At 39.5% G+C, this 15120-nt stretch carries 10 protein-coding genes; 6 read left to right on the top strand and 4 right to left on the bottom strand.

Annotated elements, in window-relative coordinates; translation table 11 throughout:
- From JWQ34_RS12740 to JWQ34_RS12730, 3 genes are read left to right on the top strand one after another with little or no spacing between them, the layout of a single operon-like run.
- Positions 1–1659 carry an altronate dehydratase family protein gene (locus tag JWQ34_RS12740; RefSeq protein ID WP_299357672.1) on the top strand — a complete coding sequence of 553 codons (1659 nt, stop codon included), beginning with the start codon at positions 1–3 and terminating at the stop codon, positions 1657–1659.
- 15 nt (positions 1660–1674) lie between these two features.
- Positions 1675–2511 (top strand): fumarylacetoacetate hydrolase family protein, encoded by an 837-nt coding sequence (locus JWQ34_RS12735; protein WP_299357671.1) that lies wholly within the window; start codon positions 1675–1677, stop codon positions 2509–2511.
- 39 nt (positions 2512–2550) lie between these two features.
- Complete coding sequence (locus JWQ34_RS12730; protein WP_299357670.1) at positions 2551–3783, top strand: DUF6786 family protein; 1233 nt, start codon at positions 2551–2553, stop codon at positions 3781–3783.
- A 152-nt stretch (positions 3784–3935) separates the two neighbouring features.
- On the opposite strand, the gene JWQ34_RS12725 is transcribed toward JWQ34_RS12730, so the two are convergent.
- Entirely contained in the window at positions 3936–4820 is an 885-nt protein-coding gene (locus JWQ34_RS12725) for an AraC family transcriptional regulator (protein ID WP_299357669.1), read from the bottom strand.
- Between the two features lie 126 nt (positions 4821–4946).
- On the opposite strand from JWQ34_RS12725, the gene JWQ34_RS12720 reads away from it, so the two are divergent.
- Positions 4947–6821: a heparinase II/III family protein gene (locus JWQ34_RS12720; protein WP_299357668.1), complete on the top strand. Its 1875-nt coding sequence runs from the start codon at positions 4947–4949 to the stop codon at positions 6819–6821.
- A gap of 5 nt (positions 6822–6826) precedes the next feature.
- A complete protein-coding gene (locus JWQ34_RS12715; RefSeq protein ID WP_299357666.1) occupies positions 6827–7861 on the top strand; it encodes a family 43 glycosylhydrolase in 1035 nt (344 codons plus the stop codon).
- A gap of 56 nt (positions 7862–7917) precedes the next feature.
- On the opposite strand, the gene JWQ34_RS12710 is transcribed toward JWQ34_RS12715, so the two are convergent.
- Positions 7918–8352, bottom strand: a complete 435-nt coding sequence (locus JWQ34_RS12710) for a VOC family protein (RefSeq protein ID WP_299357665.1) — start codon at positions 8350–8352, stop codon at positions 7918–7920.
- Positions 8353–8505: 153 nt separating this feature from the next.
- Here JWQ34_RS12710 and JWQ34_RS12705 point away from each other — a divergent pair, with 153 nt between their 5' ends.
- Entirely contained in the window at positions 8506–9435 is a 930-nt protein-coding gene (locus JWQ34_RS12705) for a GlxA family transcriptional regulator (protein WP_299357664.1), read from the top strand.
- A 22-nt stretch (positions 9436–9457) separates the two neighbouring features.
- On the opposite strand, the gene JWQ34_RS12700 is transcribed toward JWQ34_RS12705, so the two are convergent.
- Positions 9458–12169, bottom strand: coding sequence for a PQQ-dependent sugar dehydrogenase (locus JWQ34_RS12700; protein WP_299357663.1), 2712 nt, complete (start codon positions 12167–12169; stop codon positions 9458–9460).
- Positions 12170–12314: 145 nt separating this feature from the next.
- Positions 12315–15047, bottom strand: a complete 2733-nt coding sequence (locus tag JWQ34_RS12695; protein WP_299357662.1) for a TonB-dependent receptor — start codon at positions 15045–15047, stop codon at positions 12315–12317.
- Positions 15048–15120 lie beyond the last annotated feature (73 nt).

Here is a 15120-nt window from a genome sequence, read left to right as displayed (position 1 = left end):
ATGCGAGCTAAAACACTTAAAATACACCCAAAAGATAATATCGAAGTCGCGTTGGTTGACTTATCGGAAGGACAGATAATATCGTCAGGAAATGATAAAATAACATTATTGAATAATGTCGCGGCCAAACATAAATTCGCTTTAAAAGATTTTAAGCCGGGTGATGATGTAATAATGTATGGCGTATTGGTAGGTAAAGCTGTACTACCCATACAAACCGGTGATGTGGTAACTACAAAAAATATAAAACACGCGTCAGGCGATTATGAACTAGGCGAACGCAAAACTAACTGGCTGATACCTGATACTACCGCCTGGAAAAACAGAACCTTTATGGGCTATCATAGGGCCGATGGATCAGTGGGCGTGGCAAACTATTGGCTGGTTATTCCGCTGGTATTTTGTGAGAATAGAAATGTTAAGGTAATACAAGATGCTTTCGCAAAAGAATTAGGCTATCAAACTGATAGATCTCCAGAGCGGGACCATGTACAACAACTGATAAAACTATATCGATCCGGTAAAAACGCCGAGGATATATTAAACACTAATCTTGCTGAGGAAACTGATGTGGCGACAGAAGATGAAAGGTTGTTTCCAAACGTAGACGGTATAAAATTCCTGACACACTCTTTAGGATGCGCCGGAATAAAAGAGGATACACGAGATCTTTGCGGGCTATTAGCCGGATATATCACCCATGCTAATGTAGCCGGTGCAACAGTATTAAGCCTGGGTTGCCAAAACGCGCAGATAGATATGCTAAAAGCAGAGGTGTTTAAACGCGATCCTAATTTCTCAAAGCCGTTATACACATTGGAGCAACAGCAAATAGGTAATGAATCTGATCTGCTAAAATTAGCCGTAAAACAAACCTTTGCAGGCTTAATAAAAGCCAATGAGCAATATCGGCAGACAGCACCATTAAGCAAACTATGCGTAGGGTTAGAGTGTGGTGGGTCTGATGGATTTTCGGGAATATCTGCAAATCCATCATTGGGCCACGCATCAGATATTTTGGTTGAATTAGGTGGGTCAGTTATCCTTGCAGAATTCCCTGAATTATGCGGTGTTGAACAGGAACTAAGCGATCGTTGCATAGATGAAGCAACTGCCGACAGGTTCATGCATTTAATGCGCAGTTATAACGATAAAGCCAAGGCTTTGGGTTCGGGGTTTGATTCTAATCCATCAGCTGGTAATGTACGAGATGGATTGATAACCGATGCCATCAAATCCGCAGGCGCCGCAAAAAAAGGTGGAACTTCACCGGTTGCTGATGTGCTGGATTATCCCGAAAAAGTAAGAAAACCTGGACTTACATTGTTATGCACACCAGGCAGTGATGTTGAGTCGACCACTGCCGAGGTTGGGTCAGGTGCGACCATCGTTGTTTTTACAACAGGTTTGGGTACACCAACCGGCAATCCTATAGCACCGGTTATTAAAGTATCAACCAATACCAAACTTTATAACAAAATGCATGACATTATTGATATAGATGCAGGTACGGTTATAAGCGGCGAAGAAAGTATTAATGAAGCAGGCGAGCGTATCCTAGAACAAATTATACGGATAGCCAGCGGAGAAGAAAAAGCCAAGGCTGTAGCCTCTGGTCATGACGATTTTATACCATGGAAAAGAGGTATATCTCTTTAAAAATACAATACATAAATGAAACTATTTAAAACAGAACAAGGTATTTTTTTGCAGGATAATACAGCAGTTTATAAACTAGTCCAGCAGTGGGATGAAGTAGTAAACCGGGATGATCTTTTTAACTATTTAACAGGGATTACCTCAACTGCCGAAAAAGTCACTCATAATAAATGGCAGGAAAATTTATTACCGCCAATAGCCAACCAGGAAGTTTGGGCCGCAGGTGTCACCTATTTACAAAGCAGGGATGCCAGGGTAGAGGAGTCGCAAACCTCTGGCGGGTCTGATCTTTACAAGAGAGTTTATGATGCCGACAGGCCCGAGTTGTTTTTTAAATCAACACCGCAAAGGGTTGTTGGCCATTTGCAGGATGTAAGTATCCGCAAAGATTCTACCTGGAATGTTCCTGAACCAGAATTGACACTTTTTATCAACTCAAAAGGTAAGATACAAGGCTATACTATTGGCAACGATATGAGCTCAAGAAGTATAGAAGGCGAAAACGCTTTATATCTGCCGCAGGCTAAAACTTATGATAAAAGTGCGGCTATAGGCCCTTGTTTATATATTATTCCGGCGCCTATAAGTAAAGAAACTATTATAAGTATTGTAATTAAGCGTAATGGTGTATCGGCTTATGCGGATAAAACGCCGTTGTCAAGGATGAAAAGGTCGTTAGAAGAGCTGGCTGGATTTTTATTCAGGGAGCTTACTTTCCCAGATGGTGTTTATTTAATGACCGGCACTTGCCTGGTGCCACCAAATGATTTTACTTTGCAGCCGTTTGATGTCGTTGAAATTTCTATTGATGGGATAGGAACTTTAATAAATACGATTGCCTACAACAGTTAATTCATTTTTAAGCTATAACCAATATAAACTGATAAAGAAATGAGCAATAAATTGAAATTGAACTACGCGGTAATTGCTATTGCTGCAACTTTATCTTCCTGCCAGATGAATGGTAAGAAAGATGCCAATAGCAACACTTTTGAAAAAGGAACATTTGGGTATGACCTTGACTTTCTGAAAAAGAACGATAGTGTATTTGTATTAAAAAGTGCCGATGGCAAGGCGCAGGTTATTGTTTCTGCCAAATACCAGGGCAAGGTTTTTACCTCGACTGCTGATAGTTTACAAGGAAGAAGCTTTGGTTGGATCAATTATAAAACATTTAAAGCTGATACCGACTCGCATATGAACGCTTATGGCAGCGAGAATCGTTTATGGTTAGGCCCCGAAGGCGGCAAATTTTCGCTGTTTTTTAAACCGCGTACCAAAATGGATTTTCCGTATTGGCATACGCCTAAAGCATTTGATACAGAAGCCTGGAATGTGGTAACGGCTAATGAAAAAAAGGTAATGATGACCAAAGATATGAGCCTGCAAAATTATGCCGGTACGCAGCTTAAAATAAAGGTCGATCGTGATATAAGTATCTTTGAAAATGTGGCTATTGAGATGGAGTTGGGAATTAAATTAGACAACAAAACCAAAGTTGTAGGTTTCCAGGCAACCAACAATTTAACCAATATCGGTAACTTTGCATGGGACGAAAAAACCGGCGCGCCATGTATGTGGAATTTGGATATGTTTACCCCATCGCCAAAAGTTGTGATCATTATTCCTTACAACGATGCCCAAACCGCTAAAATTGCTACTACAGATTACTTTGGACAAATACCAGCTGACCGTATAGTTTTTAAAAACAATATCCTTTTCTTTAAAGCTGATGGGAAATCAAGAGGTAAGTTGGGTATCACACCAAAAAGAGCGATGCCGGTAATTGGAAGTTATGATGCAGAGAACAATGTGTTAACCATTGCCAAATTTGATGTAGATAACAAGGGCCTTTATTTAAACCAGGAGTGGCGAACAGATAGAGACCCATTAAGCGGTGACGCGGTAAATGCCTACAATGATGGCCCGCTGGCCAACGGCAGCCAAATGGGGCCATTCTATGAGATCGAAAGCGTTTCGCCGGCTGCTTTTCTAACTCCCGGCAGGAGTTTGAGACATCGTCACCAGGTATATCATTTTACCGGAGATAAAGCATCTTTAGATGCTATTGCAAAAACAGTATTAGGTATTTCATTAGCTGATGCGGAGTCTGTATTTAAATAATACAGGCTCGGCCTTAGCTTATGTTATTGAACTAAGAGCGATGTCATCCCGACCAAAGGGAGAGAACTATACACCGCTAAGCAGGGTTTCCAGTCTATGTATAGATTTCTTCCTTTGGTCGAAATGACATTTTTATTTAATGACATTAGGTCTTAGCCCGCAAAAGTGTGTACGTGTTCTGTGTATGATTTTGCGTATTGTAATGGCGTTATTTTAAGCAGCGATTTAAATTGCCTGTTAAAGTTTGACAAGTTATTAAATCCACACTCATAACAAATTTGAGCAACCGACTTTTGGTTTTCAATTAGCAATTTGCAGGCATAGCCAATCCGTATCTCCAGTAAAAATTGCCAGTAGGTTTTAAGTGTACGGGTTTTAAAATAACGGCAAAAAGAGTTAGGACTAAGATTAGCTGCCTCGGCCGCTTCTTTAATGGAGATGGGGTTCTTAAAATTATTAAAGGTATACGTATATATCAGGTTTATCTTATCAGTAGTAGTCAAGTCATAAGTTTTATTAAAGCCGGGGGTTGATAGTAAAACGTACTCACCAGTACGGCTAATGGTATCCAATATTCCTAACAAAAACTCAATCCGTTTTGAGCCAGATACGTGAATATTTTTCTCCATTTCATCTATCACTACGTCCCTTGTATTGCCTACTATTCTAAGCCCTCGTTTGGATAGATCCAGCATTTCCTTGATCGGTTTTAACTCAGGCAGTTGCATAAATGCTGCACCCCAAAAGTCTTCCTTAAAATGTATGGCTATAGCTTCAATATTTAGTGTAGGGATATTTTTAAAGTAGATAGAATCGCTGCGCCACATGTGTGGCAGGTTAGAGCCTAGTAAGATCAAATCGCCGTCCTCAAACGGCGCCATGCTATCGCCTACTAATCGTACACCGGTGCCTTTTCTGATAAAAGTCAGTTCAATTTCGGGGTGATAATGCCAGTGATTGTATAGGAAAGGATAAATGTCTTCCCTTATACTAAATGAATTATTTCCGCTGTCTACTTTTCGTAATATAGGTTTCATAATTATTGGCTATTATGAATGATAATTGTACAATAATGCAAAATTTACAACTAAATTCATCCATAAATTGTATTAATTGTATAATTTAACCAATAATTACCTGGCGTTCTGCTTTAACAATTTTGTATGAAAATATTTAGATATCTATTAACTATCATCCTTATTTGTGTAACCTGTTTTACTTATGCTCAGGTATTATCAACTGCTGATAAAATCCCTGATCATCCCCGGCTTTTATTATTGAAAGGACAGGACAAAGAATTGTTAATATCTATAAATGCAGATGCCAGCTTATTAAAAATTCACCAGGCTATTCTCAAAAATTGTGATGCTATGATCAATATCGCACCATTACAATACAAAAAAATTGGCAAGCGGCTACTAGATGTTTCAAGAGAAGCTATCCACAGGATATTCTATTTGTCGTATGGCTACAGAATGACACATAATAGCCTCTATCTGCAACAGGCACAAAAAGAATTGATCGCAGTATCTTCTTTCGCTGACTGGAACCCAACTCATTATTTAGACGTTGGGGAGATGACGATGGCGGTATCTATAGGATATGATTGGCTATATAATGATCTCTCAGAAAGTACAAAAGCTTTAGTTAAGGATGCCATATTAAATAAAGGTATCAACACATCTACAGACAAGGCTTACAATTACTGGCTAGCAGTTAACAACAATTGGAACCAGGTTTGCAATGCAGGTATTACTTACGGTGCGCTAGCCACTTACGAAGATCACCCTGACCTTTCAGTTCAAATGATAAACCGTGCGATCATATCTGTTGACCTGCCCATGCAGGCCTATAAACCTGATGGGGCTTATCCCGAAGGTTATGGTTATTGGGAATACGGAACATCTTTTAATGTCATGCTGATAAGCGCTTTGGAAACCGCATTTGGTAAAGATTTCGGTTTGTCGGCAAAGCCCGGCTTTTTAAAAACCCCAGGATATTTGGAGAACATGACAGGCATTAAAGGCCAGGCCTTTAATTATTCTGATGCAGGCACAGGACAAGAGTTTAACCCGGCTATGTTTTGGTTTGCTAATAAGTTGCATGATCCCTCACTGTTGTGGACGGAAAAAGTGCAGTTGGATACACGTGCGGTATCAAGAAACAGGCTATTACCCGCTACTTTAATATGGGCCAAAGGCTTGCAACTGGATAAAATTACCAAGCCTAAAGCTACCATGTGGGTAGGAGGCGGGTTAAACCCGGTAGCTATGATGCGTACATCATGGGATGATCCTAATGCTATATTTGTAGGCCTAAAAGCAGGCTCACCATCCGTAAATCATGCCCACATGGATGCAGGGTCGTTTGTTATGGAAGCAGATGGCGTGCGCTGGGGAATAGACCTGGGTATGCAAGATTATGAATCATTAGAATCTAAAAAGGTTGATCTATGGAATAATAAACAAAACTCGCAACGCTGGCAGATACTGCGATACAATAACTTTAATCATAGTACCTTAACTATTGATGATGGTTTGCAGGAGGTTAAAGGTTCGGCAACTATTATTAGTTCATCAGTTAAGCCGGTATTTAAAAATACAGTGGTAGATCTAACTTCGCTGTATAGTCAAAAAGTAGCCAAGGCCATCCGTGGGATAGCAATTATCGATCAAAAATATGTTTTGGTGAGAGATGAGTTGGAATCTTTATCAGATAGCATAACAGTACGATGGTCTATGGTTACAGGGGCTAATATTAATGTCACTGGTAAAAACTCGGCATCGTTAACAAAGGATGGAAAAACATTATTGTTGCAGGCATCAGGTACTTTTCCTGTCGAAGTTAAAGCATGGTCTACCGCGCCAAAGATGGACTATGATGCACCAAATCCTGGTACTGGCATTGTTGGTTTGGAAATGAAAATACCAGCACATACAAAAGGAAATATTAATGTAATGCTTGTTCCGCAAAGCCAATCCATTCAAGTCAGCCAACAAACTAAACCATTGGCGCAATGGCCCAAAGATTCAAAATAATCCACATGAAAAGTAAATTATTTATCGCCCTGTTACTAGCTTGTAGTCTTAAAATACAAGCTCAACAGCCAACAACCATACCAAATATACGCGGACATTTCCAGGTGGGTGATTTAACTACAGATCCAAACGTGCATGACCCATGCATGGCTAAAGAGGGCGATACTTATTATATTTATTTTACAGGCGGTGGCATACAGATATGGTCGTCAAAGGATATGAAAACATGGACTAAGCAACCATCGGTTTTTTCCGTAGTGCCCACTTGGGTTGCACAAAAGCTACCCAGTTTTAAGGGGCTTGGCTTTTGGGCTCCTGATATTAGTTTTCATAATGGTTTATGGTATTTGTATTATGCTACATCCATTTTTGGTAAAAATACTTCTGTAATTGGTATGGCTACCAATAAAACGCTTGATGTAAAATCAAAAGATTATAAATGGGTTGATGGTGGCATGGTGCTGCAATCAGTAACCGGGCGCGATGATTGGAACGCCATAGACCCCAATTTAGCTGTTGATGACGATGGAACGCCCTGGTTAAGTTTTGGATCGCATTGGGATGGCTTAAAACTGGTTAAGCTAAGTGCCGATTTTAAAACGCCTGCTGAACCGCAAGAGTGGTACACCATAGCCAGTCGCGGACCGCGCGATTATAAATATACCGACCCCGAACCTGGAAATGCAGAAATTGAAGCGCCATTCATCTTTAAAAAAGGTAGTTTTTATTACTTGTTTGTATCATGGGACAGCTGCTGCTCGGGTATAAAAAGCACGTATAATATAAGGATTGGTCGTTCTGAAAAAATAACCGGGCCGTATTTGGATAAGGATGGAAAAAGTATGACGAAAGGCGGTGGCACCTTATTGCTCGGTGGCGATACCGGCGATAATAAAGTTTTTTACGCGCGTGGTCACAACTCTGTAGAAACTTTTGATGGCGTAGATTACATTGCCTATCACGCCTATACTACTACTTACCCTCGCCTGGGGATAGACAAATTGGATTGGGAAAATGGTTGGCCGGTTATTAGAAAATAGCAGATTAGTATAAAATGAAAGGCCCGGTAACTAATAAAATTACCGGGCCTTTCATTTTATTTATCAGCCAGTTTCATATCATAGGTTATCATCCATTGTAAACCAAATTTATCGCGACACATGCCGCAATAGCCACCCCAAAAAGTTTCGTTCAATGGCATTTCTATCTGACCGTCTTCGGCTAGTTTATTAAAAAATTTAGCTGTTTCTTCCTTACTTTCTGTGTTTACACATAGATAAAAATTATTACCTATAGTTAGTTCCATGCCCATTGATTCCAGTGTGTCTGTCGCCATTATTGCATTAGATGGGCCCATAGGCAGGGAAACATGCATTATTTTTGACTGTTCATTTTTAGGCATTTTTTCATGGCCGGGGCTATCCGTAAAACGTTGAAAGGCAGTAAACTCGCCGCCAAATACAGATTTGTAAAAGTTCATGGCATCTTCTGTATTGCCCATGAAGTTGAAATAAGGATTAATGCTGATCATGTCGATTTTAATTTTGTTTTAACAAAGATAGGTTCCATAATTTTATAGTAAGGTATGGTAATACGACAATATGAAGTAGGGTATTGCGACAATAAATGTTATTACCTTTAACCCATGATTGACGTTTCAATTTTAGTGCTAAAAAATGCCGTCATGGCCTCAATAACCGATACATGTTATGTGTTAAAGACCGTAAATGAAGTATTGGAGAGAGTGGGGAAAGCGCCGGTATTTCAGGTTAAACTAATCGGCTTAAATGAAGAGGTGCAAAATAATAACGGTATGTTTTCCATAAAGCCTGATTTGATGATCACCGCGATTACGCATACTGACCTGGTTATTATCCCATCACTAACAGGAGATGCCCTTGCCGGTACTTATTTAAATAAGGACTATGCCACCTGGATAACGGAGCAATATAAAAACGGTGCCGCGGTTGCAAGTTTGTGTACCGGTGCTTTCTTGCTGGCTTATACCGGCCTGTTAAGCGGACGAGAATGTACCACGCATTGGGCTTATGCTAACGAGTTTAGGTACTATTACCCGGATGTGAATTTGGTGGATGAAAAGGTGATTACGCACGAACATGGGTTATATTCAAGCGGTGGTAACAATGCTTACTGGAATCTACTTTTATACCTTGTAGAAAAATACACCAATCGGGAAACTGTCATCTATATCGCAAAATTTTTTGTTGTTGATCTGGATAGGACAGACCAATCTCCCTTTATTGTTTTCCATGGGCAAAAAAATCATAAAGATAAAACCATCCTTAGCGCCCAGGAGTTTATTGAGCAGCATTATGCGGATAGGTTGGCTATAGATCAGATAGCAGCACATTTCAACATAACGCGCCGCACATTTGAACGAAGGTTTAAAAAAGCTACCCGCGATACGGTTTTAGAGTATATACAGCAAGTAAAGATCGAAGCAACCAAAAAACAATTAGAAATAGGCCGGAAATCTATCCAGGAAGTAATGTTTGAAGTAGGTTACACTGATGTCAAAACCTTTAGGGATCTGTTCAAAAAAATAACAGGAATGACCCCAAATGATTACCGTAATAAATATAATATTGGTTAATCATTTGGGGTAAGAACCTATTCTATTTAGCCATATCAAAATTTACCCATTCCAGATTTATCCAACCTTTGCTGTTTGCAGGGCTTTTGGTGAAAACAAAATAAAGATCATGGTTTCCTTGCGGATCAGTTATTGATGTGCTTTGCTCATTAAGTTTATTTCCGCTTGGCACTCCGGTAAAGTTTAGGGTACTTACAACCGTTCCTGTTGGCGAATCGGTATGTACTTCAATTGTACCGTCCAGGTTTCTTGCCGAGTAGTTATAAGTAAGCTGGCTGATGTTTTTCAGGTCGATATTTTTCAATACAAAATAAGCTTGGTCATCGGCCACGGTAATTACTTTGTTTCGTTTAGGGATGTTGCTATACATATCCACATCATTAGCATATACTTTAGCCGGGCGCAATACAACTGCTTGGATTGTAGTAAGCGGCGTTATGGCACCACCTTTATCGGTGTATGAAGCAGTCAAGATATATCTGCCGGCATCCGGATTGCTTGAATGGTCTTTTAAAGTAACTATACCTTGTTGTGGCAGCATTACAGTAGCCTTTTGGTTGTTTAGTGTTAAAATGTATTTCACAATTTCTGACGCATCATCCTTGCTCAGTTGCGGGTGCGCGCTCATGGCATGTTCGCCCCAAACACCGTTGCCGCCTTTTATGATTTTGTTGGCTAACAGATCAACGGCATCTTTATTGCCGGCATAGTGTTTTGCCACTTCAACAAATGGTGGCCCAAGCACCTTTGTATATACCTGGTGACAGGCTTTGCAATCGCTTTTAGCCATTAGAGCCTTGCCATAATTATAAGTTGGCGCTATTTCCTGGTGACCGATAAGATTGGCATTGTTCTCAACCTTTGCAATATAGCTGAGGTTTATTTTAGCTCTTTTAATGTCGATAATTTTGTCCTCATGATCTTTGATAGATACTTTATAATTAAAGTCCTGTTGGGTAGGGAAGAAGAAGCTGCTATTAGCAGTTGAAGTGATAACAACTTGTGGCAACGTATTACCCACTTTAATTACTTTACTATCTGTCGAGCTTTTTCCGGCGGCATCAGTAACCTTTAAAGTTATTTTGTATATACCGTTTTTGCGGAAGGTATAAACAGGGCTCTCTGCTTTTGATATTACGGTTTTACCGTTTAATAACCAGGTATAAGTTAACTTGTCACCAGTATCATAATCGAAGCTTTTTTGGCCCAACGCTACTTGGTAAGGTATTAAGCCAATAGTATCCTGAGTTGCTATTTTGGCTACAGGCGCACGGTTGCCGCCATTATAATCTACACGAACTAAACGAGCATCAGGGTTATCTAATCCATAAGCAGAGCCATATTCCAATACATAAAATGATCCTTCAGGGCCAAACTTCATGTCTATCGGCCTTCTAAAGTCACCGTTGGTTTCCATTAGTTGTTCAAGGCTTTGGTAGTTCTGATTTTCATCCATACGTACGCCGAATATCCAGCTACGCATATAATCGCCTACAAATAATACTTTATCATAGTACTCAGGAAATTTGGTTGACGATTTTAAATTTTTGTCATAATGATAAACCGGTCCGCCAATAATACACCTGCCGCCTTTGCCCAGTATCGGGAACTCAGGCGAAGTATCATAAGGGAACCAAACCAGCGCTTTTTGTGCCGGTGGCAAAATTCTCATCCCTGTATTGTTAGATGATAGGTTTTCCGGAGCGTTAACATCATAAAGCTCACCAACAGTTTTAGTTGCAAAATCATATTTATTGTAAGGCTGGTTATCGCCTACAAAATATGGCCAGCCAAAATTGCCAGCTTTTTTAGCCTGGTTAATTTCATCATAACCACGCGGCCCCTGTTTGCCCTTTGTGCCGGCATCCGGGCCTACTTCGCCCCAGTATAGTGTAGAAGTTTCCTGGTCGACAGATATCCGGTACGGATTACGGCAGCCCATCACATAAATTTCGGGCAGGGCTTTAGGCGTTCCTTTAGCGAAAAGATTTCCGTCTGGTATAGTGTATGTTCCATTTGCTTCGGGATGAATACGCAGCACTTTACCGCGCAGATCATTGGTATTTCCTGCCGAACGTTCCGCGTCGAAGGTAGAGCGGCCCGGTCTGCTATCGATAGGCGCATAGCCCTCTGATTCAAAAGGAACGGTATTGTCACCGGTTGATAGGTATAAGTTTTTGTTTTTATCCCATGCTAAAGAACCGCCCGAATGCGCGCTAACTTCTGCATCTAACGGAACATCTAACAATACTTTTTCTGATTGGAGATTAAGAACGCTTGTTTTGCTGATTACGAAGCGCGAAAGACGATTTTTATAAGCATCGCCAACCATGGTTGAATAATAAAAATAGATGTAATTATTGGTACTGAAATTTGGGTCGATAGTCATGCCTAACATACCTTGTAGTATCTTCTCTACAGCTTTAACCGGGAATTTATATACCAGCGTAGTTTTATTGCCGATAGGATCGTAAACAAAGAAATTACCGGCGCGTTCTATAAAAAACACCCGCTTATCCGGTGCTACAGCCAGCTCCATCGGTTCGTTTAAATCATTGTATAAAATGGTTTTCTTAAAACGGTTATCCTCGGGCTTTTTAAGAACTAATGCTGTTTTAGCTTTTAATGTTCTTGCTTTTGGTGGGGTAACATTATTAAAGGCGAATAATATCGCAGACACACAAACCGCACCACATACGGTAATTACAGTTTTAAAGTATTTTACTTCGTGCATGAAAAAAGGAATTTTAATTGGTTTAACAGACTTTAACTTAGGTTTTATTGCAATTTTACCAATTTACAATTAAACATGGTAGTAAAGCAACTATAATGTTTTCAACATGATAGGTAATAACCAGAGCTAAATAGCGCTATTATTCTTACTTGTGAGAGTTTATTTTATACTGGTAAGTTATAAAGAAATAGCGCTTTAATATTTGCTCTTCTATATTTGTGATGGAATTATTTGCCGCAAAACGGTATATAGAAGTGTTTTGATTAAAAAGATCATACACAGATAGTTTTAACTGCCCCCGGTTTTGTTTCATCATTAAAACAGACACAGCCAGGTTAACCACGTTTACTGATTTGGAAAATCCGGGCGCGGCTTGTGGGTTATAATCATATTGATATTGCGCATCGAAAATAAAATTTTTGGGCCACGTGATTGATGCGACTGTAAGTACCCTTTGCCTTACCGTATTAACCGGCGCGTAATTAACCCCAATATATCTGGACAGGGCTGCATTAAGGTAATATGTGGTATTTAAGTTTATAATTGAATTATAATTTACACCAATGCCTTCTACACCAGTTAAAAAAACATTACGCTGGACACCTTCATCCCCGTTAAAGAAAAAAGTTTGTTGGCCATAACGACTATAAAAGGCCTGATTTAAACTGAATTTCCATTTCTGAGTTTTTTTAAATTGTTTATTCACATTGACATTAAAATTTGCATTCCATCCATTGTTTTTGTTTTCATAAGTTGACGTTATCAGTCCGTTTGGATCTTTTGTTGAGCTTTGTACAATGTTATTGCTTGTTAAGTTAATGCTGCTGTTAAGGTTTACATAAAGTTGCTTGTCCCGGTTGCCGCCATAATAATTGAAGTATAAAATATGTTCGTGTACGGGCACCAGATCAGGATTACCGGTCAATGTTTCAACAGGGCTTATCTGCTTGGTTATTGGCTGCATCTGGTTCGGTTCGGGATGGGTTAGATACTCAACATAGTTAATATTAAAACTTTGTGCGTTAAGCCTTAATACCGGGAAAACATAATAATATCGGTTAGTAACATCTTTAATATTGGCGTTGAATTTATATTTTACGTATTGGATCTCCAGGTCAGCACCAACTTTTAGTGTTGTTTGTTTAGCGATATCATAACTCAACGTATTTTTTATGTTTTGTATAAATGTATATTTTTCTAGGTTATTACTTTGGTCGGGCAAAAACTGGTCATATAAACCGGACGCTATGTTTTTATCATAGGTTGACACCGCGTTTGACTGTGCCCAATACCTGCTGTTCACGAAAAACTCATTACTTAGTTTTTTGGTGAAAGGAGTATTATAAGTTAAATACAAACCGGCCAGGTAATAGGTAGACGAATTATCAGCTAAGCGATCTAATACCGATGAGTTAATTGAGGTTATGTATGAAGTTAAACTATTAAAATTATAATCATTAGAGCCGCCATTTCGCATCAAAAATGATTGCCCTATAGTAATAGACGCGCCTTGTTTCTTTAGCTTCGTGTAGTACATTAAATCATCAGAAAACTCCTTGGCTAATCCTTTGCTGGATGAGTTACTTAGAAGGTCGGTTATTTTAGGTGTTTGGTTATTATAAGTGTTAGTGGTACCGTTGCCTGTATTGTTTGTAGGTGTAATAGTCATGTTTGCGGTAAATCTAAGGCGCTTTGTCGTGTCAGGTACCCAATCTATTAAGGTAGTTGCCGTATGTTTTTGTTGCTTGCCTTGCGATGTATTTGAGTTTAAAGTACTGAGTAATGTTTGATCAAGTGTTTGTTGATTAAATGTTTTGGTGCTAAAATCTTTTACAGAGTTTGTATAAAAATACATCAGGTTGGTTTTTAATTTCTTTCCGTAATCGTTATTGATATTAAATCCTCCTGATATCACTCTTTCCAACCCTGCTTGGCGTGGTCCGCCAAAGGTGCCATCATATTGCTGGCTTCCGCCAGAACGGTTAAAGCCACCCATAGAGTACAGCTCGCTCGATGAAAACCCGGTCTTATTTAGATTATTTGCAAGGCCTATTAGGCTTATTTGTAGTGTATCCCTGAATGTGCTTATTATACCGCCGCCTTCGTATCGGCCCCTGGTCCCGCCGCCGGCATATATTTTACCAATGGTGCTTTTCTTGATCTTACTTTTCATGATCAAATTAATGATCTTACCCACCTCTATATTTGTTAATTTATGATCTGGGTCTTCTTCGCGATCATCGTATACTTGTACCTTGTCAACCAGGTCGGCATCCAGGTTTTTGGTTCCCACGGTAGGGTCTGATCCAAAAAAACGCTTTCCACCTATCAACAACTTGCTTACCGCCTGGCCGTTAACTAATATAGAGCCATCCATATTTATTTGTATGCCGGGCAGCAATCGTAACAAGTCTTCAACAACCGCATTTGGACGGGTTTTAAAGGCTTCGGTATTAAATTCTAACGTATCTTTTTTAATCACTACCGGCGATCTTGCGCCTTTTATAGTTATCTCATTTAATGTTCTGATTGTTAAATATATCGGGCCTGTGTTTTTATTTTCGCCGGGCTTAAACACTAATGTCTTCCTGAAAGTACCATAACCCATTGTTGATATAATTAATTTTGTACCCACATCAGTAGGTATGCCCGAAAGCCTAAACGAACCATCTTTTTGGGTTACCGTGTAAGAGATGAGTGAGGTGTCTTTTGCATTAACAATAGCGACAGTAGCGTGTTCTATAGGTGCTTTTAAAGCAGAATCTAAAATACTGCCCTTAACAGAGGCCTTGTTTTGAGCAAAGGCAACAGATGAAATTAATAAGAAAGCTATAAAAATAAGTGCTTTGCTTGTGTAAGAGGTAGAGGTTGTGTGCATTAATAGTTAAGGTTTAGTCAATTGGTGGTTGTGATTTTTAAAAGTATATAATAGCGATCATATATCTGCGCTT

It is taken from the genome of Mucilaginibacter sp. (genome assembly GCF_028288185.1).
GTDB lineage: Bacteria > Bacteroidota > Bacteroidia > Sphingobacteriales > Sphingobacteriaceae > Mucilaginibacter.
The sequence above is the reverse complement of the archived record's forward strand: the minus strand, read 5'-3'. Positions and strand labels throughout refer to the sequence as shown.